The sequence below is a fragment of the Streptococcus viridans genome (genome assembly GCF_900636365.1).
GTDB lineage: Bacteria > Bacillota > Bacilli > Lactobacillales > Streptococcaceae > Streptococcus > Streptococcus viridans_A.
Map to the genome: position 1 here is coordinate 506,946 of NZ_LR134266.1, position 26,078 is coordinate 533,023.

29 protein-coding genes and 1 other annotated feature are annotated in these 26,078 nt (G+C 43.1%); of the genes, 23 read left to right on the forward strand and 6 right to left on the reverse strand.

Going from position 1 to position 26,078, the window contains the following annotated elements; genetic code table 11:
• Window positions 1-51: 51 nt before the first annotated feature.
• A complete protein-coding gene (locus tag EL081_RS02775; protein WP_126403876.1) occupies window positions 52-1,641 on the forward strand; it encodes a hypothetical protein in 1,590 nt (529 codons plus the stop codon).
• A 21-nt stretch (window positions 1,642-1,662) separates the two neighbouring features.
• Here the strand turns inward: EL081_RS02775 and EL081_RS02780 are convergent, their stop codons facing one another.
• From EL081_RS02780 to EL081_RS02795, 4 genes are read right to left on the reverse strand one after another with little or no spacing between them, the layout of a single operon-like run.
• On the reverse strand, window positions 1,663-1,968 hold the full coding sequence (locus tag EL081_RS02780; protein WP_126403877.1) for a DUF5960 family protein: 306 nt from the start codon (window positions 1,966-1,968) through the stop codon (window positions 1,663-1,665).
• Complete coding sequence (locus EL081_RS02785; RefSeq protein WP_126403878.1) at window positions 1,949-2,320, reverse strand: hypothetical protein; 372 nt, start codon at window positions 2,318-2,320, stop codon at window positions 1,949-1,951. The genes EL081_RS02780 and EL081_RS02785 overlap by 20 nt, the downstream gene beginning before the upstream one ends.
• Window positions 2,317-3,729: a Y-family DNA polymerase gene (locus EL081_RS02790; RefSeq protein WP_126403879.1), complete on the reverse strand. Its 1,413-nt coding sequence runs from the start codon at window positions 3,727-3,729 to the stop codon at window positions 2,317-2,319. The genes EL081_RS02785 and EL081_RS02790 overlap by 4 nt, the downstream gene beginning before the upstream one ends.
• A 2-nt stretch (window positions 3,730-3,731) precedes the next feature.
• A complete protein-coding gene (locus EL081_RS02795) occupies window positions 3,732-4,409 on the reverse strand; it encodes a helix-turn-helix domain-containing protein (protein WP_126403880.1) in 678 nt (225 codons plus the stop codon).
• Between the two features lie 182 nt (window positions 4,410-4,591).
• On the opposite strand from EL081_RS02795, the gene rsmD reads away from it, so the two are divergent.
• The 13 genes from rsmD to trpB all read left to right on the forward strand — a co-directional run bounded on the left by rsmD (window position 4,592) and on the right by trpB (window position 16,700).
• Window positions 4,592-5,131 carry a 16S rRNA (guanine(966)-N(2))-methyltransferase RsmD gene (gene rsmD, locus EL081_RS02800; RefSeq protein ID WP_048715851.1) on the forward strand — a complete coding sequence of 180 codons (540 nt, stop codon included), beginning with the start codon at window positions 4,592-4,594 and terminating at the stop codon, window positions 5,129-5,131.
• Complete coding sequence (gene coaD / locus EL081_RS02805; protein WP_126403881.1) at window positions 5,121-5,594, forward strand: pantetheine-phosphate adenylyltransferase; 474 nt, start codon at window positions 5,121-5,123, stop codon at window positions 5,592-5,594. The genes rsmD and coaD overlap by 11 nt, the downstream gene beginning before the upstream one ends.
• Before the next feature lie 101 nt (window positions 5,595-5,695).
• A complete protein-coding gene (locus EL081_RS02810) occupies window positions 5,696-6,706 on the forward strand; it encodes a SepM family pheromone-processing serine protease (protein ID WP_232011422.1) in 1,011 nt (336 codons plus the stop codon).
• A gap of 161 nt (window positions 6,707-6,867) precedes the next feature.
• Window positions 6,868-7,578, forward strand: a complete 711-nt coding sequence (ccdA2, locus tag EL081_RS02815; protein ID WP_126403883.1) for a thiol-disulfide oxidoreductase-associated membrane protein CcdA2 — start codon at window positions 6,868-6,870, stop codon at window positions 7,576-7,578.
• Window positions 7,579-7,604: 26 nt separating this feature from the next.
• Window positions 7,605-7,925 carry a hypothetical protein gene (locus tag EL081_RS02820; protein ID WP_126403884.1) on the forward strand — a complete coding sequence of 107 codons (321 nt, stop codon included), beginning with the start codon at window positions 7,605-7,607 and terminating at the stop codon, window positions 7,923-7,925.
• Between the two features lie 68 nt (window positions 7,926-7,993).
• Window positions 7,994-8,554 carry a redoxin domain-containing protein gene (locus EL081_RS02825; protein ID WP_126403885.1) on the forward strand — a complete coding sequence of 187 codons (561 nt, stop codon included), beginning with the start codon at window positions 7,994-7,996 and terminating at the stop codon, window positions 8,552-8,554.
• A 12-nt stretch (window positions 8,555-8,566) separates the two neighbouring features.
• Window positions 8,567-9,688: a peptide-methionine (R)-S-oxide reductase MsrB gene (gene msrB, locus EL081_RS02830; protein ID WP_126403886.1), complete on the forward strand. Its 1,122-nt coding sequence runs from the start codon at window positions 8,567-8,569 to the stop codon at window positions 9,686-9,688.
• 58 nt (window positions 9,689-9,746) lie between these two features.
• The gene (locus tag EL081_RS02835) at window positions 9,747-10,481 is read left to right on the forward strand and encodes a response regulator transcription factor (RefSeq protein ID WP_126403887.1); all 735 of its coding nucleotides are present in this window, start codon (window positions 9,747-9,749) and stop codon (window positions 10,479-10,481) included.
• A complete protein-coding gene (locus EL081_RS02840; RefSeq protein WP_126403888.1) occupies window positions 10,478-12,196 on the forward strand; it encodes a cache domain-containing sensor histidine kinase in 1,719 nt (572 codons plus the stop codon). Before EL081_RS02835 ends, EL081_RS02840 begins: the two co-directional genes overlap by 4 nt.
• Before the next feature lie 682 nt (window positions 12,197-12,878).
• On the forward strand, window positions 12,879-13,457 hold the full coding sequence (locus EL081_RS02845; protein WP_126403889.1) for a YutD family protein: 579 nt from the start codon (window positions 12,879-12,881) through the stop codon (window positions 13,455-13,457).
• A gap of 18 nt (window positions 13,458-13,475) precedes the next feature.
• On the forward strand, window positions 13,476-14,564 hold the full coding sequence (gene rlmN, locus EL081_RS02850) for a 23S rRNA (adenine(2503)-C(2))-methyltransferase RlmN (protein WP_126403890.1): 1,089 nt from the start codon (window positions 13,476-13,478) through the stop codon (window positions 14,562-14,564).
• The gene (locus tag EL081_RS02855) at window positions 14,542-15,075 is read left to right on the forward strand and encodes a VanZ family protein (protein WP_185946464.1); all 534 of its coding nucleotides are present in this window, start codon (window positions 14,542-14,544) and stop codon (window positions 15,073-15,075) included. The genes rlmN and EL081_RS02855 overlap by 23 nt, the downstream gene beginning before the upstream one ends.
• Window positions 15,076-15,152: 77 nt before the next feature.
• Window positions 15,153-15,388: a binding site (T-box leader), on the forward strand.
• Between the two features lie 124 nt (window positions 15,389-15,512).
• Window positions 15,513-16,700: a tryptophan synthase subunit beta gene (gene trpB / locus EL081_RS02860; protein WP_126403891.1), complete on the forward strand. Its 1,188-nt coding sequence runs from the start codon at window positions 15,513-15,515 to the stop codon at window positions 16,698-16,700.
• Window positions 16,701-16,706: 6 nt separating this feature from the next.
• Here trpB and EL081_RS02865 read toward each other — a convergent pair whose 3' ends face one another.
• Complete coding sequence (locus EL081_RS02865; RefSeq protein WP_126403892.1) at window positions 16,707-17,366, reverse strand: prepilin peptidase; 660 nt, start codon at window positions 17,364-17,366, stop codon at window positions 16,707-16,709.
• A gap of 153 nt (window positions 17,367-17,519) precedes the next feature.
• Between EL081_RS02865 and EL081_RS02870 the strand changes: the two genes are divergently transcribed.
• The 4 genes from EL081_RS02870 to EL081_RS02885 all read left to right on the forward strand — a co-directional run bounded on the left by EL081_RS02870 (window position 17,520) and on the right by EL081_RS02885 (window position 19,081).
• On the forward strand, window positions 17,520-18,047 hold the full coding sequence (locus tag EL081_RS02870) for a Dps family protein (protein ID WP_006596795.1): 528 nt from the start codon (window positions 17,520-17,522) through the stop codon (window positions 18,045-18,047).
• Window positions 18,048-18,171: 124 nt separating this feature from the next.
• Entirely contained in the window at window positions 18,172-18,390 is a 219-nt protein-coding gene (locus EL081_RS02875; protein ID WP_126403893.1) for a YqgQ family protein, read from the forward strand.
• A gap of 38 nt (window positions 18,391-18,428) precedes the next feature.
• Window positions 18,429-18,773 (forward strand): rhodanese-like domain-containing protein, encoded by a 345-nt coding sequence (locus tag EL081_RS02880; RefSeq protein ID WP_048687808.1) that lies wholly within the window; start codon window positions 18,429-18,431, stop codon window positions 18,771-18,773.
• A 74-nt stretch (window positions 18,774-18,847) separates the two neighbouring features.
• Window positions 18,848-19,081: a hypothetical protein gene (locus tag EL081_RS02885; protein WP_006597131.1), complete on the forward strand. Its 234-nt coding sequence runs from the start codon at window positions 18,848-18,850 to the stop codon at window positions 19,079-19,081.
• Between the two features lie 37 nt (window positions 19,082-19,118).
• Here the strand turns inward: EL081_RS02885 and EL081_RS02890 are convergent, their stop codons facing one another.
• Window positions 19,119-19,844 carry a 16S rRNA pseudouridine(516) synthase gene (locus EL081_RS02890; RefSeq protein ID WP_126403894.1) on the reverse strand — a complete coding sequence of 242 codons (726 nt, stop codon included), beginning with the start codon at window positions 19,842-19,844 and terminating at the stop codon, window positions 19,119-19,121.
• Between the two features lie 237 nt (window positions 19,845-20,081).
• On the opposite strand from EL081_RS02890, the gene typA reads away from it, so the two are divergent.
• The 5 genes from typA to EL081_RS02915 all read left to right on the forward strand — a co-directional run bounded on the left by typA (window position 20,082) and on the right by EL081_RS02915 (window position 26,032).
• On the forward strand, window positions 20,082-21,929 hold the full coding sequence (gene typA, locus EL081_RS02895) for a translational GTPase TypA (protein WP_126403895.1): 1,848 nt from the start codon (window positions 20,082-20,084) through the stop codon (window positions 21,927-21,929).
• A 22-nt stretch (window positions 21,930-21,951) separates the two neighbouring features.
• Window positions 21,952-22,218 (forward strand): DUF3165 family protein, encoded by a 267-nt coding sequence (locus EL081_RS02900; RefSeq protein ID WP_126403896.1) that lies wholly within the window; start codon window positions 21,952-21,954, stop codon window positions 22,216-22,218.
• A gap of 181 nt (window positions 22,219-22,399) precedes the next feature.
• Entirely contained in the window at window positions 22,400-23,752 is a 1,353-nt protein-coding gene (gene murD, locus EL081_RS02905; protein ID WP_126403897.1) for a UDP-N-acetylmuramoyl-L-alanine--D-glutamate ligase, read from the forward strand.
• A gap of 1 nt (window position 23,753) precedes the next feature.
• Window positions 23,754-24,824 (forward strand): UDP-N-acetylglucosamine--N-acetylmuramyl-(pentapeptide) pyrophosphoryl-undecaprenol N-acetylglucosamine transferase, encoded by a 1,071-nt coding sequence (locus EL081_RS02910; protein WP_126403898.1) that lies wholly within the window; start codon window positions 23,754-23,756, stop codon window positions 24,822-24,824.
• Window positions 24,821-26,032 (forward strand): cell division protein FtsQ/DivIB, encoded by a 1,212-nt coding sequence (locus EL081_RS02915; RefSeq protein WP_126403899.1) that lies wholly within the window; start codon window positions 24,821-24,823, stop codon window positions 26,030-26,032. Before EL081_RS02910 ends, EL081_RS02915 begins: the two co-directional genes overlap by 4 nt.
• The last annotated feature ends 46 nt before the right edge of the window (window positions 26,033-26,078 follow it).

The window sequence follows — 26,078 nt, forward strand, 5'->3', positions numbered from 1 at the left end:
GAAAATCTAGTCTTCTTTTGATATACTTAAATAAGAAGTGAGGATGAATAGATGTGGGAACACCTAAAACAAGAACAAAAGGAAAAATACAAGACTCTCATTACCAACTTTGCTAGTCTGAGTGAGGCCTTTTCTCAAAAAGCAGAAGGTGAAGATTCTGATGATCGAGAAAGCTATGTTGCTCCGATTGTCAATTCAAAATTTCAAGAGACTGTTTTCCAAAAGGCTTTTCATGCGGTTGGGGAGGATATTGCCAATACCTCTTATGATGCTTCGGTTGTCGTTGATGAGCAACATAAGTATTTGGTTGGAATTAAATCCTTTGGTTTGGACTCAGGGGATCAAAAGATTGCTCAGTTCAAAAAAGATTCACAGTCTTGGAACGAGCTGTTGAGTGAAATCCGATTTCATGCTGAGATTTCACCGGACAAGGAAACCGCTGATAAAGAAAATCGTGCTCGCTATGAAAAACTAGCTCATGAGATTGCGTCTTTGCGAAATCAACGAATTGAATCATCTAAAGCTCTCATTAAGGGATTTCATTCTGATTCTAGTCATGTAGAAGCCGTCTATCATGTCTTGATGCCGACTTCGAAAGGACATAAACCTCAGATCCATGTGGGAGAGACAACTTATTTGCCGGTTGATTTAGACAATCTCAAAATTCTTGGTTCAACGACCAAGAACAATCCGACAAATTTCCGTTTTACGGACGGCCATCATGATTACAAATATACGGCCGCAGATAGTCAGCTCCATATGACCTTTAGGAATAAGGAGATTGTAGTTGACACCTGGGATGTAAATTATGTCGAAGATCCCTTTTATCTTTTTGAACACCTTCATTTGTTGACTTCGGAAAAAAGTGATTCGGAGATTCTTGAGACGGTGTCGTGGGCAATTACAGACAAACATGGAAATGTAGAAGAAAATTCTGGCTTTAATGCTTTTAATGGTGGTTCAAAGTTAGCCAAGAAGGATCGCTTGCCACGGATTTTAAAGATTCAGGAAAAATTTAAAGACGTTCTCGCTCCAGAAGAACTAGCTTTTGTGACCTTCTCTTTGGAAGAAATCCTCTTGAAAAAATGGTCTAGCAAGGAAGAAAAAGCTCAGATGAAATCCATTCGTGAGGACTTGATTTGCTTTGTACACGAGACAGGGAACGAAAAACTCATTAAAGAAATTGAACAGCTGGTGTATCGTCCGGTCAGTGAAGTGTATATCCCTCTTCCAGACTCCAAACATTTCCATGAGGAGCGTCCAGACTTTTTTGGTAAAGGGATAGGTAGGTTTGAGCCAGGTACGAGTAAACTTGCGCTCCCAAAAGAGGAACGGACCTTTAAGCTACGATTTTTATCATCAGGTGATGTGATTACTGCCTATATCAACCAAGAAGCTGGGAAGGCCATTCAATCAACTGATAAGCAAGAAATCCTTGGGAATTGGATCCTTCGAGGGGTCTTTCAATTAAAAGACAGAGAGATCCTAACGGGTAAGAAATTGTCTCAGCTAGAAATCAATGGTATCCGTCTTTCTAAATTCAAAAACGGTGAAATCGGAATTGACTTCATCTGGATTGATGTGGACAATCCTCCTGCAGACGCGATTGGTTGGGTTGCGAAATCCTCTTCATCAACATGATAAAAGAACCTCCTAGTTTATCTAGGAGGTTGCTTTGTATTCTGTGGTGGAACTGTGCCCTAGGTAGGTATAAATCCGTGTCAGTGGGGATTTGGGATGGGTGGAGACGCGAAAGTGAAAGTAGTGGTCACGATGGTCACAACTCTGGGTGTGGTGGAGTCTGAAATAGTTTCGCTGACCTGTCGACATGGAACGGAGCAGGTCATCTTCTAAAAAGACCAAGGGGGTCGCAGTCGTTGCCAGGCGGTAAAAATCATGCTCGAACTGCTGGTAATTATCTGAAAAATAATCAAATTGGAGTTCGTGTTTATTCAGAGCTGGTTTCATAGCTAGAATCTCCTGGTTCAATAGAAAAAATAGTCGATAGAAGGAGAGAGTGGTAGTGCTGGTCATTTTTAATGAGGACTTCGGAAGGGCTTAAGGTATAGACCTGACCGTAGTAGACGGCGACTTGATTGTCCTGGAGGGTAGATAGGGAGAGGGGAGTCTTTTGTTGATAAGCCTGCTCGAGGAGGCGACGGATTTCTTGGTTTGAGAGGAGGCGAAGCTCTTCTAGAGAGAGGTGGTTTGTTTGTAAGGCCGTCGAATGCTCAGAGAGGAAGAAACCGGCCCACTTGGCCATTCCCCGGTCTTGGAAGTCGCGTGCCGACTGATAGGGGAGATAAGAACGATCAATCATGCTAAGCCATCTAAACCTCCTGCAGAGTGGCCTCCGGTCAGTTTGCTTCGAGCCAGAGCGCGCGAATTTTCTAATAGGGAAGATCCCTTCTGTAGAGAAGCAAAGCCAAACCGGTCACGGATGTGGTCAATGGTCTCTTGGAGGGCTTCTTCTCTTTGGGTTTGTCCAGGGTCATCAAATAGGGAAATCAGTTGGAAACTCTCCTCTACGAGCTTTCCATAAAAGACTCCGATCTGCCGGATGGCTCCTCCCTGGTAGTGGGAACGAAAGAGCTGGATGACTTCCTTGGCTAATTGAGCGGTAGAGTTGGTCGGCTCAATCTTTCGCTGGCAGTGGATGGAGGGGAGCTGTTCCTGTTTGGAGTAGCTGGCGTGGATGGAGACCAGTTGGGTCTTTTTCTTTTCCCGACGCAAGCGGATAGCGACCTGCTCAGCCATCTCCCGAAAGACCAATTCAATATCGCTTTGGCGGTCGTAGTCACGGGGAAGGATTTGCGAATTTCCTAGACCGTGAGACTTTGGACGATAGGGGCGATGGACATTGCTTTCATCGATCCCATGGGCATGAAACCAGAGTTGGACGCCCATGACTCCAAATTCTTTTTTGAGCTGGTCTGGATTGGCCTGGGCCAGTTCATAGATGGAGTGAATGCCTAGCTTGTTCAGACGTTTTTCTGTTCGATGGCCAATCCCCCAGAAATCAGTTAGTTTTTTTATCTGCCAGACACGACTGGAGACGTCTTCGTAAGACCAGTTAGCCCGCATGGTTTTCTGGTGCTTGGCTTCGTTGTCCAGAGCCAGTTTGGCCAGGAGCGGATTGGCATTGCTCATCCCGACAGTAGCATAGATCCCAGTTTGCTGCCAAATGCGCTTTTGGATCCGAGCAGAAAGAAGATCCAGCTTGGAACGTCGGTCTAGCTGAGGATCAGGAATAAAGTAGTTGAGAGAGCTGGTCAAATCGATAAAACCCTCATCGATGGAATAGGGGTAGATGTCATCTGGAGCAGCAAATTCTTGAAAGACTTGCTGGATTTCCATGTTGACCTGGATATAGGCATTCATGCGAGGGGGCACGATAAAGGTGCGCTTGGCCCAACTTTCGATATAGTGGACAAAGGCTGGATCCGTAGGCAGGCCTTGCTTACGGGCCAGGTAGTAATTGAATTTCCTCGTCTTGAGATCGAAGGGCAGATCATAGCTCCGCCCGACATTTTTCTTTCCAAAAACCTGCTTGAAAACGGGGGAACTGGCTAAGATGAGGCCAGCAGAATTGTCGCTCCGACTCATGACACAAAGAGAAGTAGTCAAGGGATTGAGGCCAAGGCGGACGCATTCACAACTGGCATAGAAACTTTTCATATCCACAAAAGCAATATCAGACCTAGGCTCACGTGAATAATCAAAAAGCATTTCTAGACCTCCAGAGGGAGGAAGTGGCCGACCACGATACCGACGATTTTGGGTTCATCTTCATAAGGAGCAAAGAGGTCATCATAGGCTGGGTTGATGGATTCTAGGCGGAGGCCATCGTCTTCTCGATATACTTTTTTGATATAGGTCTTCCCATTCCACATGAGGGCGTAGACTGCTCCATCATAGTCAAATCCGGTCTGTTTCATCAAGGCAACAGAACCGTTTGGATAGCTTGGTTCCATAGAATCTCCAGACACCCAAGAGGCAAAGTCGTGTTGGATCTCTTGGTCGAAATAGACGGTCTCGTAGTCGGTCTCATTGTCATAGAAGGTATGACCATGTCCAGCTGCCAAGTCGATAGAGAGGACACGGTAAGGGACCAAAGAGACGACCTTTTCTTGCTCTGCTAAGAGTTGGCTAGCCAAGAGATCGACCTTCTTCTGATGGGGTGGAGTTAGTAAAGGGTAGGTGAAAAGCGCTGAGCTCTTGTCGACAAAGTAGTCCTCTTTAACGGAGAGGCGCTTGGCCAACCTCCTGAGATTTTTATCGTGTGGCTCTGCTAAGCCATTCTCCCAACTAGAGTAGGTCTTGCGACTAATCTCTAAGGATTCGTAGACCTGGGCTTGGGTCAGGCCCAGGTCAAGTCGCCGGTCTTTTAATTTTTTTGCATCAAACATCTGCATTCTCCTATGTAACGTTTTAAAAGTTACGTATAGTATAACAAAAATAAATGCGGACTTCAAGAGAAAAGTGAGAGGATTTTTCTTTAGGAGCGAAAGGGATTTAACTTCAGCGGATATCAGATGGGAGAGGTGGGTGTTTTTGTATCTTTTATCCAAATTTTGATATAATAATCTCTATGAAGATTGTATCAGGTACCTATGGAGGGCGTCCTCTTAAGACGCTCGAAGGAAAGACAACGAGGCCTACTTCAGATAAGGTGAGAGGGGCCATGTTTAATATGATTGGTCCTTATTTTGATGGGGGGCGGGTCTTGGATTTATATGCTGGCTCAGGTGGTCTGTCTATCGAGGCGGTGTCTCGGGGGATGGAGCAGGCTGTATTGGTCGAGAAAGATCGCAGAGCCCAAGGGATTATTGCTAGCAATATCCAAATGACCAAGGAAAGCCACAAGTTTCAATTGCTGAAGATGGAGGCTCACCAAGCTCTCAATCAATTGCAGGGGACCTTTGATCTTATTTTCCTGGATCCTCCCTATGCAAAAGAGCAGATCGTAGCCGATATTGAGGCCCTGGCTGAACGTGGTTTACTTGGAGAAGAGGTCATGGTCGTCTGTGAGACAGACAAGGCAGTGGACTTGCCTGAGGAAATTGCTTGTCTAGGAATCTGGAAAGAAAAAATCTACGGAATTAGTAAGGTGACGGTTTATGTCAGATAAAATCGGATTATTTACAGGTTCATTTGACCCAATGACCTTGGGACACTTGGATTTGATAGAGCGGGCTAGTCGCTTGTTTGATCGCTTGTATGTCGGCATCTTCTTTAATCATGAGAAGAAGGGCTATTTTACCATTGAGCAAAGGGAAGCCATGGTGACAGAGGCAGTGGCTCATTTGCCCAATGTAAGAGTCATCACCTCAGAGGCGGAGTTGGCAGTAGAGGTGGCTAGACGGTATGGGGTGACCAGTTTGGTCCGAGGGTTACGCAATAGCCAGGACTTCCTCTATGAAAGCAATATGGACTACTTCAATCACCAGCTGGCTCCAGAGCTTGAGACTATCTATCTCTGTGCCCAGCCCCAGTACCAGGCCTTGAGCTCGACGAGAATCCGCGAGTTGCTGACCTTCCAGCAGGATGTCAGTGCCTATGTCCCAGAGAGTGTTATAAAGGAGATGAAATAAAAGGAATGAAAGAATTTGAGAAACCAAGGGCTCAGCTACCAGAAAGCCCATTTGAACCTGTGCGCAAAAAAGATAGTGTGTGGAGAACCTATCGTTGGCCGATGATTGGGACCCTGCTTCTGATTTTGGCCTTGCTAGCTTTCTTTGTTCCCCTGCCCTACTATCTGGAAATGCCAGGAAGTTCCGAGGATATTCGCCAAGTGATGCGCGTCAACCATAAAAATGATGAAGCATCCGGTTCGTATGATTTTGTCACTGTTGCCGTCAAGCAAGCGACCTTCTCGGATATAGTCTATGCCTGGGTGACTCCTTTTACAGATATCCACTCTGAACAAGAAATGACAGGTGGCAGTTCCAGTGAGGAATTTTTCCGGATCAATCAATTTTATATGGAGACCTCTCAAAATACTGCCAAATACCAAGGATTAAAAACGGCTGGAAAAGAGACAGAGATGGAATTCTTAGGTGTTTATGTCATGCAAGTAGCAGAAGACTCTACCTTCAAAGGCGTTCTAAATATTGCGGACACGGTTACGGCCGTGAATGACAAAACATTCAAGAGCTCAAAAGAGCTCATCGAGTATGTTGGTTCCCAAAAAATTGGGGACAAGGTCTCAGTGACCTACACAGAAGATGGTCAGACCAAGATAGCTGAAGGAAAGATTATTAAGTTGGTCAATGGCAAGAATGGGATTGGGATTAGCTTGATTGACCGGACAGAAGTGAAGAGTGACGTGCCAATTGAGTTTGCGACAGCTGGCATCGGTGGTCCAAGTGCCGGGATGATGTTTAGTTTGTCCATCTATACCCAAGTAGCGGATCCAGACCTTCGTCAGGGACGCCACATCGCGGGGACAGGGACCATTAACCATGATGGGACTGTCGGAGATATCGGTGGAGTGGATAAAAAAGTTGTAGCAGCAGATCGCGCTGGTGCTGAAATCTTCTTTGCCCCTGATAATCCGGTGACAGAGGAAGTTAAAAAGAACAATCCGAATGCCAAGAGCAACTACGACGAAGCGGTAGAAACAGCTAAGAAAATTAAGACCAAGATGAAAATTGTTCCTGTCAAAACCTTGCAGGATGCCATCGACTATTTGAAAAAGAATTAAAGTAGCTTGCTCGATATAGTTTGTACTTGAAAGTATGAGCTGATGTTGGTAGATCGGAATATTCATCTTCCAATCAAATTCAAGTTTTTGCATATCAATCTCTCTATTTTTAGAGAGATTTTTTCTTTATACTAGTGTCAGAAAGAAAGGGAGGTAGTGAAATGATTCAAACCAGTTTGTTTTCCATTTCAGTATTCTTAGCGGGAGTTCTATCCTTTTTCTCCCCGTGTATTTTGCCACTGATGCCAGTCTATGTAGGGATTCTATTGGATTCTGAGCATGAAAAAACGGTGCGTATTTTTGGAAGAGATATTTCTTGGTATGGTTTGGTCAAGACCCTCTGTTTTATTGCTGGTCTATCAACCGTATTTCTCATCCTAGGTTATGGTGCAGGGGCCCTTGGTCAGGTACTCTATGCTCCCTGGTTTCGTTACCTACTAGGAGGGATTGTCATCTTATTGGGAATCCATCAGATGGGCCTCATCAATCTTCAGCAACTCCAAAAACAAAAGAGTATCCAACTGAAGAAGGACGAAAAACGCAATGAATTCTTCAATGCTTTTCTGATAGGGGTAACCTTTAGTTTTGGTTGGACCCCTTGTGTCGGACCAGTTTTGAGCTCTGTTTTAGCCATTGCCGCTTCTGGAGGAGATGGGGCTTTACAAGGCGCTCTCCTGATGCTGGTCTATACATTAGGCTTGGCGCTACCCTTCTTAGTCTTGGCTCTAGCTTCTAGCTGGGTTTTACAACATTTTGCTAAACTCAAGCCCCATATGGAAGCCTTGAAAAAAATTGGTGGTGCCCTCATCATCTTGATGGGCATCTTGCTGATGCTAGGAAATCTTAATAGCCTAGCATCCCTGTTTCACTAATCTTAAATGATTAAAGGAGAAAAATCATGAAAAAAATTCTTGCACTTTCTATTGCTACACTTAGCATCGTCACTTTAGCAGCTTGTTCTGGACAAAAATCAGATTCAGACATGAAAAAAACGGACGATAGTAGTATGATGAAGAAGGACGATATGAAGAAGGATGACATGAAGGATTCATCCATGTCCGATGATAAAATGAAAAAAGAAGACATGAAAGATTCATCTATGATGTCTGACAGCAGTTCTGAAATGAAGGACGATATGAAAGAAGATGAGATGAAATCTAGCGATTCAGAGATGAAAGACGACATGAGTGACTCATCTGACATGAAATCAGACCAATAAAGGACAGTAGGAAGAGGAAGTCGTCTGCTTGGGCGACTTTCTCCCTATTTATTAAAAAGGAGGAAGACATGAAAAAAATAGCCTTAGTAGCGACAGGACTTTTGTGTGTAGGATTGTTAGGGGCCTGCTCCGGACAAGGAATGGAATCATCCAACAAAAGTGAGACTAAGCAGACAGCCAAAACGGGAAATTCAGAGCAAGATGGAAAGAAGGTTCAAGAGTTTAACCTGCAAGGAGTAGACGGTAAGACATACCGCTTATCAGATTACAAGGGAAAGAAAGTTTACCTCAAATTTTGGGCTTCCTGGTGCTCAATCTGTCTTTCAACATTAGGCGACACAAATGATTTAGCAAAGACAGAGGAGGGTAAGGATTATGTGGTCTTATCCGTTGTAGCTCCAACCTTTAATGGTGAAAAATCGGAAGCAGATTTCAAAAACTGGTACCAGTCTTTGGATTACAAGGATTTCCCAGTCTTGATGGACAGTAAGGGCGACTTGCTCAAAGAGTATGGGATTCGCTCTTATCCATCTGCTCTCTTTATTGCGAGCGATGGAACTCTCGCTAAGACCCATATCGGTTATATGAGCAAGGAAGATATTGTCCAGACTCTAAAGGAAATGAAGTAAGGAGGACATAAAATGGAAACAAAATGGAAACTCATTTCCGTTCTTTTAGTGGGCCTATTTTGTTTTGGAATCTTTTTCCTTATCAAAGGATCCATGGCCTTGGATACATCAGATGCGACGACTGAGCAGATCAAAAAAGCGTCCATGAGTCAGACACCAGTAGCAAACAAAAAGAAGGAAGAAAAAGTCAATCCAGAAGACCAACGAGAAATCTATCTAGCTGGTGGTTGCTTCTGGGGTGTGGAAGAGTATTTTTCCCGTGTTCCGGGTGTCATTGATGCCGAATCGGGTTATGCCAATGGAAAAGGCGATACCACCAAGTATGAACTGGTCAAGCAAACAGGGCATGCTGAAACGGTACATATCACCTATAATGTCAAGAAGGTTTCCTTGAAAGAACTGCTTCTACACTATTTCCGGATTATTGATCCAACATCAAAAAACCGTCAGGGAAATGATGAGGGCAGTCAATATCGGACAGGAGTTTATTACACTGATGAAGCAGATTTGCCAACCATAAACCAAGTGTTTGAAGAGGTGGCGAAGAAGTATGATAAACCTTTGGCTGTAGAAAAAGAAGAACTTGCTAATTATATCAAGGCGGAAGACTATCATCAGGACTATCTACAGAAACATCCGAATGGCTATTGTCACATTGATGTGAATCAAGCTTCTTATCCGGTTATTGACGCTAGTCGCTATCCAAAACCGAGCGATGAAGAGATCAAGAAGAAGTTATCGCCCGAAGAATATGCAGTGACGCAAGAGAATGATACAGAGCGTGCTTTTTCTAACCGCTATTGGGATAAGTTTGAAGCGGGCATCTATGTGGATGTCGTAACAGGAGAGCCTCTCTTCTCCTCAAAAGATAAATTTGATTCTGGTTGTGGTTGGCCAAGCTTTAGCCGACCGATCAGTCCGGATGTGGCAACCTACAAGGAAGACAAGAGTTTCAATATGACTCGGACAGAGGTTCGGAGTCGAGTAGGAAATTCCCATCTAGGCCACGTCTTTACTGATGGACCTAAGGAAAAAGGTGGTCTTCGTTACTGCATCAATAGCTTGTCAATCAAATTCATCCCTAAAGCAGAGATGGTGGAAAAGGGCTACGGCTATTTGTTGGACTATGTCTGAGACTTTTGGCGACCTACTTTGATATAATGAGTATAATAAGGGTAAGTAGGTGAAACACATGTATTCAATCATGATTGTAGAAGACGAAGAGCTAGTTCGGCAGGGACTTACTTCTTTAGTGAATTATGAACAGTTTGGGATGAAGGTCATTGACCAAGCGGAGAATGGGAGAATAGCTTGGGAAAAATTTCAAGCACAACCAGCTGATCTTCTATTGACTGATATCAATATGCCACAGATGAATGGCTTAGATTTGGCCCAACTGGTCCGAGAGAAGGCTCCTTCCTGCCATATCATCTTTCTAACAGGCTATGATGATTTTGAGTTTGCTCGGAAAGCCATTCGACTCGGAGCAGATGACTATCTCCTCAAGCCCTTTTCAAAAGTAGATATTGAAGAGATGTTGGGGAAAGTCAAGAATAAGCTAGACGAGGAACGAAAGAAAGCCCAGGTTGAAACCTTGGTGGATCAGGGTCATTCGACAGAGTTGGAAGAGGCTATTCATTCCCGCTTAGCGGATTCCCAATTGACCCTCAAGGACTTGGCTTTTCAACTGGGTTTTAGTCCCTCTTATCTGAGTGTTCTAATCAAGAAAAAATTGGGCCTCCCTTTTCAAGAATACTTGATCCAAGAACGGATGAAAAAGGCCAAACTTTTACTCTTGACGACCGATCTCAAGATTTATGAGATTGCAGATCAGGTTGGTTTTGAGGATATGAACTATTTTTCTCAACGCTTTAAACAAGTAGTCGGTGTAACCCCAAGACAATACAAAAAAGGAGAGCATGAATGAAACGATACCCTTTGCTGATTCAGCTGATTGTCTATGTATTTGTCTTCATTCTCTTACTCTTGGGTTTGGTCGGTAGTCTATACTATCAAACTAGCTCAGCAACCATTGGCCAACTGACAGAGCGGACAACCCGCAATAGTATCGACCAGAGTAGTCAGTTTATCACCTCCTATCTGAAAAAATTGAAGCAGACCACCTCGGTCCTTAGTAAAGAAGAGACCGTTCGTCAGTTTGCTCAAGACAAGGAGGTGAGCCCAGAAGCCGTTCAAAGTCTGATGCGAACCATTATTGAGACAGACCCAGATCTGGTTTCGGCTGTCTTGGTGACTAAGGATGGACGCCTCGTTGCTACGGATTCTCAAATTAGCATGCAAACCTCATCGGATATGATGAACGAAAGATGGTATCAGGAAGCTATCAAGGAGAGGGCCATGCCAGTCTTGACGCCGGCCCGGAAGGAATCCTTGTCTTCAGAGAAGGACAAGTGGGTGATTTCTATCACCCAGGAAGTGGTGGATGCTTCTGGTCAAAATCTAGGAGTTTTGCGCCTAGATATTGGTTATCAGAGTCTAGAGGCTTATCTGGATCATCTCCAACTAGGCAAAAAAGGCTTTAGTTTCATCGTCAATCAGAAGCATGAATTTGTCTACCATCCTAAAAAGACAGTCTATTCTTCCAGTCGGGAAATGCAGGCCATGCAACCCTATATTGCTGTCAAGGATGGCTATGCCCAAAAGGGGCAGAACTTTGTCTACCAAATTGCTATACCAGAGAGTGATTGGACCTTAATTGGAGTGGCTTCTCTGAAAGGTCTCCAGATGCTTCAGTCGCAAATGCTCTATTCCTTTATAGGTTTAGGAGTTCTCGTCCTCATCATGTGTTGGATGGGAATCTGGTTCATTCTGCGCTTGTGGATTAAACCCCTACAAGACTTACAGGTTGTCATTCTGAAAATAGGAGCTGGTGATTCCCACTTGCGGGCAACTACCAAGGGATCGCCCGAATTGGTAGATCTTGCTCAAGCCTTTAACCGTATGTTGGATCAAATTGAAAACCTTATGCAATTGGTTAAAGAAGAGGAACAAAACGCACGACGTTATGAACTGCGAGCTCTTTCAGCCCAAATCAACCCTCATTTCCTCTATAACACCTTGGATACCATTGTCTGGATGGCTGAGTTTAATGATGGTCAGCGCGTGGTTGACTTGACTAAGTCCCTAGCCAAATATTTCCGCCTTGCTCTCAATCAAGGACAAGAACAAATTAGGCTTCAAGACGAAATAGACCATGTGCGCCAGTATCTCTTCATTCAGAAACAACGCTATGGAGATAAGTTGAATTATGAAATTTTTGAAGAGGGGACGTTGGGAGATTATCAGCTTCCAAAACTGGTTCTACAACCCTTAGTGGAAAATGCCATCTATCACGGTATCAAGGAGATGGATCGGCCGGGCATGATACGAGTCACTTCGGAAATCAGAGAAGAACAAGTGGTTCTGACGATTTACGATAATGGACGAGGCTTTGCCTTGTCTGAGTCGACAGACCAAACCCTTCTTCAGCTAGGAGGAGTTGGTTTGCAAAATGTGGATCAACGCTTGCGGTTACAGTTTGGGGCTAGCTATCATATGGAGATTGATTCTAAGCCTAATAGCTATACGAAAATCACTCTTCATCTACCTCTCACATCACGTGATGAACATTCATGGGAGTGAAAAAGAACTTCATAAAATAAAAAAGTTGAAAAGGTTACCCAAATCTTTTCAATTTTCCCACCTCCGCACAGCTCCAATAGTCTGGAGCGTGTTGGAGGTTGAAAACAACGGAAACGTTGTCTCCTTTATTTTAGGTTATCTTTGGGACTTAATAAGCGAACAAAGACTTAGGAAACTTGCTCGCAAGTTCAATCTGATACCTCAAAGCAGTGCTTTGAGGTATCAACCACTGCGTCTTGCTGTTATTCCTATCAAATATCAAAGGTTGAAATATAGATAAACTATTTTTTACATAAAATAGCTAGATGATTTTCAAAAAATAAAAGTTATTTTTTGAGTCATTGAAGCAGGTCTAAAACTTTCCGCTGTGAGAAAAGTGCCTGAAATGTAATTGTTTCAGGCACTCAGAATTATTGAGACCTTAGGCTCAATAATTAGTCATGGAACTTCTACGAAGTTCGCTGGCGTCCGTACTCACCTAAGGAAAGTTTTTCAGAAGACTTTATCTTCCATCTGAGCAGGCTTTGAAAAAGCCTGCTTTTTATAATGTGACAGGAAGAAGAAGTAAATTAAATCGTCAGACTTTTTACAGATTATCTCTTTTCCGTTGAAATTCTATCTAAAGATAGGGATTTATGATAAAATAAAGTGTTACAACTAAAGGTATGAATAAAGGAAAGCTATGCGCAAAGAAATATCCCCTGAATTATTTAATTACAATAAATATCCTGGACCGGAATTTCGTCTGGTTGGCAATCAAGTGCTAGCAGAACAATTGACATTTGAACTGGTTGAGAACCAAAATGATGCCTTTGATGCGACGGTCTTTGGTCAGCGTTTTTCAGAGGTTTTGACCAAATTTGATTATATTGTCGGTGATTGGAGCAATGAACAGTTGCGTCTACGTGGCTTCTATAAAGAGGAACGTCCAGTCACAGATGCAGAGAAAATCAGCCGTCTGGAAGATTATTTACTAGAATACTGTAGCTATGGTTGTGCTTATTTTGTCCTAGAAAATGCAGAACCCCGTCGAGCATCCTTTGACAAAAAATCTTCTCCAAAACAACAGGAAGAGGGCAACCGTTCTGCTAAGCGTGGCGGTCGTCAAAATCGCCGAAATCGTTCTAAGAATCAGCCACGAGAACGTGAACAAGAGCAAAAACAAAAGACTTCTCAACCAAAGAAAAAGAACCGTCAGCGGTCTAGAAAAAAAGATGCACAGGGTGAGCAAGAACGCCACTTTGTCATCCGTCAAAAGTAAAGAGAGAAAAGAGATAAGATGAAACCTTCAATTTATGGCCTGACTCGACAAGAACTGATCGAGTGGGTAGAAGAAAATGGTGAAAAGAAGTTCCGAGCAACCCAAATCTGGGAATGGCTCTATCGCAAACGCGTTCAGTCATTTGAAGAAATGACCAACCTATCGAAGGACTTGATTGAAACCTTGAACGACCAGTTCGTGATCAATCCTTTGAAACAACGAATCGTGCAAGAGTCGGCAGATGGAACCGTCAAATACCTTTTTGAATTGCCAGATGGCATGTTGATTGAGACAGTATTGATGCGTCAACACTACGGCTTGTCAGTCTGTGTCACCACTCAGGTAGGGTGCAACATCGGCTGTACCTTCTGTGCATCTGGTTTGATCAAGAAACAACGCGATTTGAACAGTGGGGAAATCGTTGCCCAAATCATGTTGGTTCAAAAATACTTTGACGAACGTGGACAAGATGAACGCGTCAGCCACATCGTTGTGATGGGAATTGGTGAGCCGTTTGATAACTACAAGAATGTCTTGAGCTTTGTCCGTACAGTCAATGATGACAAGGGACTGGCTATCGGTGCGCGCCACATTACCGTTTCAACGTCTGGCTTAGCCCATAAGATTCGTGATTTTGCTAATGAAGGGGTTCAGGTCAATTTGGCAGTATCCCTGCATGCTCCAAACAATGACTTGCGTTCTAGCATCATGAAAATCAACCGCGCCTTCCCAATCGAGAAACTGTTTGCGGCGATTGAGTACTATATCGAAACGACCAACCGCCGGGTAACCTTCGAGTACATCATGCTCAATGAAGTCAATGATGGTGTCGAACAAGCCTTGGAATTGGCAGAACTTCTTAAAAAGATCAAGAAGCTATCTTATGTCAACTTGATTCCTTACAACCCAGTTAGTGAGCATGACCAATATAGCCGGAGTCCAAGAGAGCGCGTGATGGCCTTTTATGACACCTTGAAGAAAAACGGAGTTAACTGCGTGGTTCGTCAAGAGCATGGTACGGATATCGATGCCGCTTGTGGACAATTGCGTTCCAATACGATGAAGAGAGATCGGGAGAAAGCCATTGTTGAAGAAGCTCAACCGTAACAACTGGCTGATAGAAGAAGGACAATTAACAAATAAAGGAAGGCAACTGCTACTAGGTGGCAGTTTCTTCTATTTTGTCCTGCTCTGCCTAATGTGTTTTCTCCCTCAACAGCCTGAACCAGGGATGGAAATACCTGGGATCCAACATTTTGGGCGAGTAGTCGTCTTATTGGTCCCCTTTAATTCCCTCATCAATCTAGGTCAAGTGACCAGTCTGGTCCAGCTGATCAAGGTGCTTGTACAGAATATAGCCAACATCTTTCTTTTATCCCCTTTGGTCTTTCAACTGCTTTGGCTCTGGCCTTGGCTAGGCACTCGGAAACGCGTCCTTTGCTTTAGTCTAGGGATGAGTTTGTGGATTGAGCTCAGTCAGATTGTCCTAGACCTTTTATTTGATTTCAATCGGGTGTTTGAGATAGATGATCTGTGGACCAATACCCTGGGAGGCTACTTAGCCTATCTGTGTTTTAAATGGCTGCAAGCTTCTATAAGTAAGGACAACCTATCTTAGTTTGGTACAAAATCCGAACGATTGAAGACGATTTCAAATTTTGGGTTGACAAACTGTAGGCAGGAAGCTATAATAGCTTCAAGACATCAGAAAAGTAGGGATTTTTCTCACTTCCAGGGAGCTTGTGGTGATTGTGAACAAGCAGTGGTGAATCTTGAAATGGGCTGATGCGTTTATGATGATGAATTTGAAACAATAAAAATTCGGTGAGCACACCTTATCGTGCACCCTGTTGTTAGACAGGTCAGAGATGTAGGAGAAAGACTATTTTCCTACAATAGAGGTGGCACCGCGGTATCGAATCGTCCTCACACAGATTTTTCTGTGTGAGTTTTTTTGTATCTCAAAAGGACCCTGTGAGACTGCAGCTCAAAGGACCAGCGAGAGAGAAAAAAGATCATAAACAGGATTGAAGATATAGAAAAGAGGATACAATCATGACAGAAACAAAAGGCTATTTCGGACAATTTGGTGGATCTTTCGTACCAGAACCTATTCAAAACTTGCTCGATCAATTAGAGGCAACCTTTGAACAGTATAAAAATGACCCAGAATTTATTGCAGAATACAAACATTATTTGAAAGACTATTCTGGACGGGAAACACCGCTCTACTTTGCGGAAAGTTTGACAGATCATTTAGGTGGGGCGAAAATTTATTTGAAGCGCGAAGACTTGAACCACCTAGGTTCTCATAAATTGAATAACGTCTTGGGGCAAATTCTCTTGGCTAAACGCATGGGCAAAACACGCGTGATTGCTGAAACAGGAGCTGGTCAACATGGTGTGGCTACAGCAGCTGCGGCAGCTAAGTTTGGTATGGCCTGTGATGTCTACATGGGAGCAGAAGACGTCGAACGTCAACGTCTCAATGTCTTCCGCATGGAAATGATGGGGGCAACCGTTCATGCGGTTGAAACAGGAACAAAGACCTTGAAAGACGCCGTTGATGCTGCTTTTGGAGCATGGATGGCAGACCTCGATGCTTTTTATGTCTTGGGTTCTGCTGTTGGACCTCACCCTTACCCAACCATTGTGCATGAATTCCAAAAAGTGATCAGTGAAGAGTCTAAACGTCAAATCTTGGAAAAAGAAGGCCGTTTGCCAGACTATGTGATTGCCTGTGTCGGTGGTGGATCCAATGCCATCGGTGCCTTCTCCCAATATGTAGGCGATGAGGAAGTCAAATTGGTCGGTGTTGAAGCAGCTGGTCATGGCTTGGACACAGACCAGCACGCAGCGACCATGACCAAGGGGACTGTAGGAATTGTCGATGGGATGAAGACCTACGCTGTCTTTGGCGAAGATGGAAAAGTAGCGCCAGTTTACTCGATTTCTGCTGGTTTGGACTACCCAGGGGTTGGTCCAGAGCATGCCTTCTTTAAAGATACTGGTCGTGTCGAATATGTGGCGGCGACAGATGATGAAGCGGTTCAAGCTCTTCTTCTTCTCAGTAAGACAGAAGGGATCCTTCCAGCCATTGAAAGCTCACACGCGATTGCAGAAGCTGTCAAACGTGCTCCACAATTGGACAAGGACAAGATTATTATTATCAATGTCTCTGGACGTGGGGATAAGGACGTGGCTGCCATTGCAGATTATCTAGAAGCGAAAGCTACAAAATAAGAAATCTTATCTGCTTAAAATTGTAAAAAACAGTAAAGCATGATAACTCAGAAAAAGACAGGGAACAAAAGGAATCCGGTCTTTTTCTTTTTTAAAGAGAAAGGTAAGGAGACCGATGAGGGAAGCCCCTTGCATGACTAGGAGGACTTGGACGGCCGAGAGGGTCAAAGAAAAAGTAGCCAGTAAGAGAAAATCCCCTGCTCCAATGCCGATGGAGTAAACAGCTGACAGGACTCCTAAGAAGAGAAAGACTCCCATCAAGAGGGTAGGACTGGTGAAAAACAGGCAAAGAGCGTGGAGCACTAGCCAGAGGAGGAGCGGGTACTCCATGGATCGCAAATCATAGATGGCTAAAACGCAACTGCCAAGAAGAACCAGGAGATGAGGAATGGGAAGAAGACCCTGATAGCACAGCAAAAAGAGGAGACCACTCCAGGCTTCAAAAAGGGTATACCAATAAGGCAGAGGACTCTGGCAGTAGCGACAACGGAATCGAAAAAGAACTTGCGAAAGAATAGGAATCAAGTCTAGAACTCCCAAGGTCTGTTGACATTGGTCGCAATGGCTTCTTGGATGAATGATGGAGCTTTCTGGAAAACGGTCGATGACGAGACCTAAAAAGGAGGCCATACAGGCGCCGACTGTAAAAAAATAGAAGTTGATCATACTTATAGTATTCGTAAAAAGGATGACTAATGAGGATTAGAAATGAAAAAATTTTCTAACTTTTCTTATTTGAGCATTTTCTCTTGCATTTCTTAATTATAAGGATTATAATATAACTAAATTAGAATAATTCTAAAAAAGGAGAATTCATTTATGACAACAATCAAAAAAGAAGCAGCAAAAGACGTAGCAACATTTGCAACTATTAGCGAAGTAAGCAAGAGCTTAACCGATACAAAAGCGGTTTTGAATCAAGTGGTGGCAGACCTTTATGTCGCTCATATTGCCTTGCACCAAGTACACTGGTATATGCGTGGTCGTGGCTTCCTCGTATGGCATCCAAAAATGGATGAGTACATGGAAAGCTTGGATGCGACTCTTGATGAAGTGAGTGAACGCTTGATTACCTTGGGTGGTGCCCCATACGCTAGCATGGTTGAGTTCTTGGAACATAGCAACATCCAAGAAGAAAAAGGTTCATTCGAACGCTCTATGGAAGAAAATTTGGGACGTGTCCTTTCTATCTTCCGCTACTTGGTAAGTCTTTATCAAAAAGCCTTGGATATCACAGATGCTGAAGGAGATGACGTGACCAACGATATCTTTGTTGGTGCAAAAGCTGAATTGGAAAAACATATCTGGATGATTGCTGCTGAATTGGGCCAAGCACCAGGTTTGTAATCTGAAACTAAACAAACGAGCCTTCCTTAATTGGGAGGCTCATTTTTGTTTGGAAGTGATTTTTCCTGTAAATAAAAACAGGGGCCATCTTGAAAATACTTGAAAGATTTGATAGAATAAGCACATGAAAACCCTGTACGATGTTCAACAATTTCTGAAAAAATTTGGAATCATCATTTATGTCGGAAAACGACTTTACGACATCGAATTGATGAAGATTGAATTGAAAAGGATCTATGACGCTGGGCTGATGGAAAGATTGGATTATCTAGAAGCAGAAGCCGTCTTACGTAGAGAACACGCACAGGAATTACGTTATTTAGAAGAGGAAAAAGAAAAGTGAATGTAACAAGTGTTTTAGTATGGTTGATTGTTTTAGGGATGTTTGGCTGGATGGGCTACAATTACTTCCGTATCCGTCGGGCTGCAAAAATTGTGGACAATGTAGAGTTTGAAGAATTGATCCGCAAAGGCCAATTAGTGGACTTGCGTGATCCGAATGAATTCCACGCTAAGCATATTTTGGGAGCTCGAAATATTCCATCTAACCAATTAAAAGTGAGTTTGGCTGCCCTTCGCAAAGATAAGCCAGTCTTGCTCTATGAGAACAGTCGTGGGTCCCGTGTGACCAATGCGGCCCTCTTCTTGAAAAAACAGGGTTACAAAGATATCTATATCTTGTCCTATGGTTTGGATTCATGGGATGGAAAAGTCAAGACGAACTAAGATTAAGGAACATTTTGATAAAGACGTTGATGTGTCATAATATAATGATATTAATGTTAAGGGGGATCTAGAAATTGCAAGAAAAGAACAATTCCTCATTTGTTATGGGTATCATATCTATTATTGTTGCCTTTATATTTCCATTGTTAAGTATTATTTTTGGTATTTTAGGTTTGGCCTTGGCTATTTTAAATCAAAACGAGTCTGGACTAGACTATACGACAGAAAAAATTCTCTCTATTGTAGGGATTGTGCTTTCTGTAATTTTCTGTCTCATGTTTATCTCACAACTTTCGGGAATTAATTAAAACAAAAAAAGCTTTAAAACTAAAGCTTTTTTTTGTTTTATCCACTTTTCTCTAAGTAGTTTTTAATGATTTTCAATTCTTCTTGATTCAAGGGCCGGTATTGACCTTCTGCTAGGTCTGAATCTAATGTAAAATCCCCGAACTGAACTCGTTTTAAGGCAGTAACTTTGACCCCAATAGCTAAAAACATCTTTTTTACCTGATGAAATTTCCCTTCAGATAGGGTGACAAGGGCCTGGCTTTCGGTAAGGCTGGAGCTAAGGATTTCGAGTTTAGCGGGCTTGCATTTTCTCCCATCTAAGAAGGTGATTCCTTCTTGAAATTCCTCTATATGAGCGGGTTCGAGAGGGCCGTTGACTGTTGCCGCGTATTCTTTTTCGATATGGTATTGGGGATGAAGGAGTTGGAAACCTAGAGGGCCATTGTCTGTGAGTAGGAGGAGGCCAGTTGTATCCCGATCCAGTCGACCGATAGGATAGATCTTGGGGGGCCGGTCTTCTGTTCGGAGGAGGTCCAACACTGTAGAATGTTGGGCATCCTTGGTAGCTGTCACTAGCCCTTGAGGTTTATGAAGAAGAAAATAGTGATGGGAACAGTCGGTAAGGACCTGATCCTTCCAGCGAACTTCTTGGAGACCTGTATCGACATTTTGGGATAATTTTGTTGCAGCAAGTCCGTCGACCAGAATCTGCCTTTTAGCCAGGCTCTGTTTGATTTCCTTGCGGGGAATTTGGTAGTGGGCCAGTAATTGATCTAATCTCATAAAAGACAGGATAGCATGAAATGGAGAGATTCACAAGTATTCGGAAAAAGGATGAAGAAAAGGGATAAAGAGGTGAAAGATTTTCATGAATAGAGTGGTTAGGAGTGGGAATGAGAAAGAAGATTTTCGAAAGAAAGCATGAAAACATTTACACTTACTTGAGTTAAGTCATTTGCTTAAAATTGTGGTATAATTGCTCAGTTAGAAAATAAATTTTTGAATATAACAGAGGAAATCATGACAAAATTAAGAGAAGATATCCGTAATATCGCGATTATCGCCCACGTCGACCACGGTAAAACAACCCTCGTTGACGAATTATTGAAACAATCTGAAACTCTTGATGCACGTACAGAGTTGGCAGAGCGTGCTATGGACTCAAACGATATCGAAAAAGAGCGTGGAATCACTATCCTTGCGAAGAATACAGCAGTTGCCTACAACGGAACTCGTATCAATATCATGGACACACCAGGACACGCGGACTTCGGTGGAGAAGTTGAACGTATCATGAAAATGGTTGACGGTGTAGTCTTGGTAGTGGATTCTTACGAAGGTACTATGCCTCAAACTCGTTTCGTATTGAAAAAAGCTTTGGAACAAGACCTTGTCCCAATCGTCGTTATCAATAAAATTGACAAACCATCAGCTCGTCCAGCAGAAGTAGTGGATGAAGTTTTGGAACTCTTCATCGAGCTTGGTGCAGATGATGACCAGCTTGACTTCCCAGTAGTCTATGCTTCAGCAATCAACGGAACATCTTCATTGTCAGATGATCCAGCTGACCAAGAAAAGACTATGGCGCCAATCTTTGATACCATTATTGACCACATTCCAGCTCCAATCGATAACTCAGATGAGCCACTTCAATTCCAAGTGTCACTCTTGGACTACAATGATTTCGTTGGTCGTATCGGTATCGGACGTGTCTTCCGTGGTACTGTTAAGGTCGGAGACCAAGTTACTCTTTCTAAACTTGATGGTACAACCAAGAACTTCCGTGTTACAAAACTCTTTGGTTTCTTTGGTTTGGAACGTCGTGAAATCCAAGAAGCTAAGGCTGGTGACTTGATTGCCGTATCAGGTATGGAAGACATCTTCGTTGGGGAAACAATCACTCCAACAGATGCAGTCGAAGCTCTTCCAGTTCTTCACATCGACGAACCTACTCTTCAAATGACCTTCTTGGTTAACAACTCACCATTTGCTGGTCGTGAAGGTAAATGGGTCACTTCTCGTAAGGTTGAAGAGCGTCTTCAAGCAGAATTGCAAACAGACGTATCTCTTCGTGTAGATCCAACAGACTCACCAGATAAATGGACAGTTTCAGGACGTGGGGAATTGCACTTGTCAATCCTCATCGAGACTATGCGTCGTGAAGGTTACGAGCTTCAAGTATCTCGTCCAGAAGTTATCGTCAAAGAAATCGATGGTGTGAAGTGTGAACCATTTGAGCGCGTGCAAATCGATACTCCAGAAGAATACCAAGGATCTGTTATCCAAAGCCTTTCTGAACGTAAGGGTGAAATGTTGGATATGATTGCAACAGGTAATGGTCAAACTCGTTTGGTCTTCCTAGTTCCTGCGCGTGGTTTGATTGGATACTCAACTGAGTTCTTGTCAATGACTCGTGGTTACGGGATTATGAACCATACCTTCGATCAATACTTGCCATTGATTCCAGGGGAAATTGGTGGACGTCACCGTGGTGCCCTTGTTTCGATCGATGCTGGTAAGGCTACAACCTACTCTATCATGTCTATCGAAGAACGTGGTACTATCTTTGTTAACCCAGGTACTGAGGTTTACGAAGGAATGATCATCGGTGAAAACTCTCGTGAAAATGACTTGACTGTTAATATTACGAAAGCAAAACAAATGACCAACGTTCGTTCCGCTACTAAAGACCAAACAGCGGTTATCAAGACTCCTCGTATCTTGACACTTGAAGAATCACTTGAGTTCTTGAATGACGATGAGTATATGGAAGTAACGCCTGAATCTATCCGTTTGCGTAAGCAAATCCTCAACAAGGCAGAGCGCGAAAAAGCAAACAAAAAGAAAAAATCAGCTGCAGCTGAATAAGAAATAAGAAAGGAGTGACAAAATGGTTTATTTAATTATAGGTATTTTGATCCTCCTTTTTTACCTTTTTGCAGCTCCAAAGAGCATTAGAGGAACTCTGAATGTAGTAACTCTGGTCGTATTATTGGTCTCTTTGGTCATCCTGCTTTGCTTAGCGATTTTCCAAATTTTCCAATTGCCTTCAGAATTTTTTGTTGGCGCCTTCCTTGCTTTTGTGGGGTACCTAGCCCTAATTGATATTTCGCGATTGCCGACCAAGACTTCTAAACGCTTGGATAAATCAGATTAAACAGGAGAGCGTATCTTCAAAAATAGAGTTGTTGTGATATAAAATCATGGCGACTCTTTTTTTATGAAAGATGATGAAGCGGTCATTTTTGTATGTGTTGCTTCTTTTGCTGTCTTAAGGCTTTTTAAATTGTCTAAAAAAGGGTAAAATAGAAGGTGAACAAATTGGAGAGAAAAAAGCTATGAACGTCATTGAAACATTTAAAAATAAAAAAGTCCTTGTTTTAGGATTGGCTAAGTCTGGAGAATCTGCAGCTCGACTACTCGATCGCCTAGGAGCTATCGTAACAGTGAATGATGGCAAAACATTTGAAGAAAATCCTGCAGCTCAAAGCTTGCTGGAAGAAGGGATCAAAGTCGTAACAGGAGGACACCCTCTAGAACTCTTGGATGAAGACTTTGCGGTGATGGTGAAGAACCCTGGAATTCCTTACACGAATCCTATGGTTGAACGGGCTCTTGAAAAAGGCATCCCTGTTTTGACGGAAGTTGAATTGGCCTACCTCATTTCAGAAGCGCCCATCATCGGAATCACTGGTTCAAATGGGAAAACAACTACCACTACCATGATTGGAGAAGTATTGACTGCTGCTGGACAAAATGGTCTCTTGTCTGGGAATATTGGGTTTCCAGCTAGTCAAGTCGCTCAAACAGCGACAGCTAAAGACACATTGGTGATGGAATTATCTTCTTTCCAATTAATGGGGATTGAAGCCTTCCATCCAGAAATCGCAGTCATCACCAATCTCATGCCGACACATTTGGATTACCACGGATCGTTCGAAGGTTATGTAGCTGCAAAATGGGCGATTCAAAAGAATATGACGGCCAAGGATTTTGTGGTACTAAACTTTAATCAGGATCTAGCCAAAGACTTGTTTCAGCAAACACAGGCTACTGTGGTACCATTTTCAACCCAAGAAAAGGTAGACGGAGCTTATTTAGAGGATGGGGTCCTTTACTTCCGAGGTGAAGCCGTTATGCGAGCAGACCAAATCGGAGTACCAGGTAGTCACAATGTAGAAAATGCTTTAGCTACTATTGCAGTGGCTAAACTTCGTGGCATTGACAATCAAACTATCCAGGAAACCTTATCAGCCTTCGGCGGGGTGAAGCACCGCTTGCAGTATGTAGCCGAGATTGAAGGGGTGAAGTTCTACAATGATAGTAAGTCCACCAACATTTTAGCTACTCAAAAAGCCTTATCTGGCTTTGATAACGCTCATGTCATCTTAATCGCTGGTGGCTTGGACCGAGGCAATGAATTTGATGAATTGGTGCCAGACATTACCGGTCTTAAAAAGATGGTCATCCTTGGGGAGTCTGCAGAACGTGTGAAACGGGCGGCGAATCAAGCGGGTGTGACCTATCTAGACGCAACAGATGTGGCAGATGCAACACGCAAAGCTTATGAATTAGCCGAGCCGGGCGATATCGTCTTGCTTAGTCCAGCCAATGCTAGTTGGGACATGTACGCGAATTTTGAAGTGCGGGGCGATGAGTTCCTAAAAACAGTAGAAGAGTTGAAAAAATAATATGAAAAAAATAGTATTCACAGGGGGAGGTACAGTTGGTCACGTGACCTTGAACCTTCTCCTCATCCCTCGCTTTATCGAGGATGGTTGGGAAGTTCATTATATTGGGGACAAGAAGGGGATTGAGCACCAAGAGATTTTGAAGTCTGGTTTGGATATCCATTTCCATTCGATTGCGACAGGCAAGCTCCGCCGTTATTTCTCTTGGCAAAACATGTTGGATATCTTCAAGGTCTTCTGGGGGATCCTCCAATCGATTTGGATCATGCTTCGTGTACGGCCACAGGTTTTGTTTTCTAAAGGAGGCTTCGTTTCAGTTCCTCCGGTAGTGGCTGCGCGACTTTGTTTTGTTCCTGTATTGGTCCATGAATCCGACCGTTCCATGGGCTTGGCCAATAAAATTGCTTATAAGTTTGCAACGAAAATGTTCACAACCTTTGAGCAAGCGAAAGGCCTAGTGAAAGCCCAACATGTAGGAGCTGTCACCAAGGTCAATCAGGAACAAGTTCCAATCCCAGTTGAATTGGAAGCCGTTTTTGCTCAATTTGATCCACAGTTGCCAACCCTCCTCTTTGTGGGTGGCTCTGCTGGTGCACGAGTGTTCAATGAGTTTGTCACAAATAATCGAGAAGCCTTGCTGGCAAGCTACAATGTCATTAATTTGACAGGGGACTCCTCCTTGAATGAGCAAGCTCCTCATCTTTATCGAGTAGATTACGTGACGGATCACTATCTTCCTTTGCTTCACCAGGCAGATTTAGTGGTGACTCGTGGAGGTGCCAATACGATTTTTGAACTCTTGGCCATGAATAAGCTCCATATCATCGTTCCTCTGGGAAAAGAAGCTAGTCGGGGAGATCAGATTGAAAATGCTCAATATTTTGTAGAAAAAGGCTATGCAGAAAGCATCGCTGAGCCAGAATTGAGTATGGATCGGTTGCAAGAAACGATGGATAAAATGTTCCAAGGGGCAGAAAGCTATCATCAAGCGATGAAGTCTTCAAATGAATTGCTTTCCTTGGATGAATTTTACAGTCTAGTCCATCAAGAAATTAATAAAAGGAAAAAATGACGGATAAGAAGAACCAAAAAACTCCTAAGGAAGTCACTAAGCTCTCTGAATGGCAGAGACGAAACCAGGAGTATCAAAAGAAAAAACAATTAGAAGAGCAAGAAGAAAAAGAAAAGAAGGCACAAGAAGAGAAGGAAAGACAGGAACTTCTGAATCAAAAAACTCCCTCTGAAGATCTAGATGCAGAAGAGCAAGATACCGAGACTGCAGATGAAAATGAGAAGGAAGCTGATCTACCTGAGGAAGAAGTGCAAGAAACTCTTCCTGAAGAAACAGAAGAAGATGCTGAGGAAGAAAAAATCATCTACCTAACAGAACCTTCAGAAGCTATGCTCGAAGAAGAGGAACTGGCGAAGAAGGCTAAAAAGGAAGGTCAAATTGCGAGACGTCATATCTATCGGGCTATTCCTATTTTGGCGATCAGTACTCTGATTGCTCTCTTTTCTGCCTATCTTTTAACCCCTTTAGCTAAGCAAAAAATCATCGAATTCTCAGGGAATAAAAATGCGGATCAGACTTTGTTGTTTGAAAAGAGTCAGATCCAAGATCGGGATTATACCTTGACAACTTTTTTGAATCGGGATCGCTATCTTGCCAATATGAAGGCGGCGAGTCCGTGGGTCAAAGATATTTCGATGAACTATACCTTTCCTACGACTTTTAAGGTTCAGGTTGAGGAATACCAGGTCTTTGGTTACTATGTGACGGAGGAAGATCACTATCCCATTTTAGAAAATGGGGAAGTAGTAGAGACACCAGTTGCTACTGGTCAGCTTCCTAAGGCTTACCTGGCTGTTCGTTTTTCTGATCGAGAATTGGTCCGACAATTTGTCAAACAGCTGGAGAAAATACCGTCTTCTGTTCGTAATCAAATTGAGGCAGTGGACTTGACTCCGAGCAAGGTGACTAAGGACTTGGTAACGCTAACCATGAAGGATAGAACCAAGGTTCTAGTGCCGGTTTCTCAAATCAAGCGTAAATTGCCTTATTATAATCAAATTCGCAAGCTGATTGAAGAAGACAGTGTCATCGACATGGAAGCGGGGATATATAGCTATAATGCGGAAACAATGGCTACTTTAGCTCAGGAGAAGAAAGAAAAAGAAGAAGGGGAAGGGAACAAAACAGAGGAAGCTGACGCCAACTCGACAGATTCTGAAGAAAGTGCAGTCGTAACCGAGCAACACGAAGAAATTCCCGCTGAGTAAACCCTCATAAATTATCTGAAATAAATAAAGAAAATATGCCCACTAT

Excerpts from the sequence above, each read along its gene's own strand:
- EL081_RS02835 (WP_126403887.1), top strand. The coding sequence starts at position 9,747 with ATGTATTCAATCATGATTGTAGAAGACGAAGAGCTAGTTCGGCAGGGA.
- EL081_RS02870 (WP_006596795.1), top strand. The coding sequence starts at position 17,520 with ATGACAACAATCAAAAAAGAAGCAGCAAAAGACGTAGCAACATTTGCA.
- typA (WP_126403895.1), top strand. The coding sequence starts at position 20,082 with ATGACAAAATTAAGAGAAGATATCCGTAATATCGCGATTATCGCCCAC.
- EL081_RS02785 (WP_126403878.1), bottom strand. The coding sequence starts at position 2,320 with ATGATTGATCGTTCTTATCTCCCCTATCAGTCGGCACGCGACTTCCAA.
- EL081_RS02825 (WP_126403885.1), top strand. The coding sequence starts at position 7,994 with ATGAAAAAAATAGCCTTAGTAGCGACAGGACTTTTGTGTGTAGGATTG.
- EL081_RS02900 (WP_126403896.1), top strand. The coding sequence starts at position 21,952 with ATGGTTTATTTAATTATAGGTATTTTGATCCTCCTTTTTTACCTTTTT.
- EL081_RS02790 (WP_126403879.1), bottom strand. The coding sequence starts at position 3,729 with ATGCTTTTTGATTATTCACGTGAGCCTAGGTCTGATATTGCTTTTGTG.
- msrB (WP_126403886.1), top strand. The coding sequence starts at position 8,567 with ATGGAAACAAAATGGAAACTCATTTCCGTTCTTTTAGTGGGCCTATTT.
- EL081_RS02890 (WP_126403894.1), bottom strand. The coding sequence starts at position 19,844 with ATGAGATTAGATCAATTACTGGCCCACTACCAAATTCCCCGCAAGGAA.
- EL081_RS02820 (WP_126403884.1), top strand. The coding sequence starts at position 7,605 with ATGAAAAAAATTCTTGCACTTTCTATTGCTACACTTAGCATCGTCACT.
- rsmD (WP_048715851.1), top strand. The coding sequence starts at position 4,592 with ATGAAGATTGTATCAGGTACCTATGGAGGGCGTCCTCTTAAGACGCTC.
- EL081_RS02880 (WP_048687808.1), top strand. The coding sequence starts at position 18,429 with ATGTTTGGCTGGATGGGCTACAATTACTTCCGTATCCGTCGGGCTGCA.
- murD (WP_126403897.1), top strand. The coding sequence starts at position 22,400 with ATGAACGTCATTGAAACATTTAAAAATAAAAAAGTCCTTGTTTTAGGA.
- EL081_RS02845 (WP_126403889.1), top strand. The coding sequence starts at position 12,879 with ATGCGCAAAGAAATATCCCCTGAATTATTTAATTACAATAAATATCCT.
- EL081_RS02865 (WP_126403892.1), bottom strand. The coding sequence starts at position 17,366 with ATGATCAACTTCTATTTTTTTACAGTCGGCGCCTGTATGGCCTCCTTT.
- coaD (WP_126403881.1), top strand. The coding sequence starts at position 5,121 with ATGTCAGATAAAATCGGATTATTTACAGGTTCATTTGACCCAATGACC.
- EL081_RS02910 (WP_126403898.1), top strand. The coding sequence starts at position 23,754 with ATGAAAAAAATAGTATTCACAGGGGGAGGTACAGTTGGTCACGTGACC.
- EL081_RS02795 (WP_126403880.1), bottom strand. The coding sequence starts at position 4,409 with ATGTTTGATGCAAAAAAATTAAAAGACCGGCGACTTGACCTGGGCCTG.
- EL081_RS02915 (WP_126403899.1), top strand. The coding sequence starts at position 24,821 with ATGACGGATAAGAAGAACCAAAAAACTCCTAAGGAAGTCACTAAGCTC.
- EL081_RS02780 (WP_126403877.1), bottom strand. The coding sequence starts at position 1,968 with ATGAAACCAGCTCTGAATAAACACGAACTCCAATTTGATTATTTTTCA.
- EL081_RS02840 (WP_126403888.1), top strand. The coding sequence starts at position 10,478 with ATGAAACGATACCCTTTGCTGATTCAGCTGATTGTCTATGTATTTGTC.
- trpB (WP_126403891.1), top strand. The coding sequence starts at position 15,513 with ATGACAGAAACAAAAGGCTATTTCGGACAATTTGGTGGATCTTTCGTA.
- rlmN (WP_126403890.1), top strand. The coding sequence starts at position 13,476 with ATGAAACCTTCAATTTATGGCCTGACTCGACAAGAACTGATCGAGTGG.
- EL081_RS02875 (WP_126403893.1), top strand. The coding sequence starts at position 18,172 with ATGAAAACCCTGTACGATGTTCAACAATTTCTGAAAAAATTTGGAATC.
- ccdA2 (WP_126403883.1), top strand. The coding sequence starts at position 6,868 with ATGATTCAAACCAGTTTGTTTTCCATTTCAGTATTCTTAGCGGGAGTT.
- EL081_RS02810 (WP_232011422.1), top strand. The coding sequence starts at position 5,696 with ATGATTGGGACCCTGCTTCTGATTTTGGCCTTGCTAGCTTTCTTTGTT.
- EL081_RS02775 (WP_126403876.1), top strand. The coding sequence starts at position 52 with ATGTGGGAACACCTAAAACAAGAACAAAAGGAAAAATACAAGACTCTC.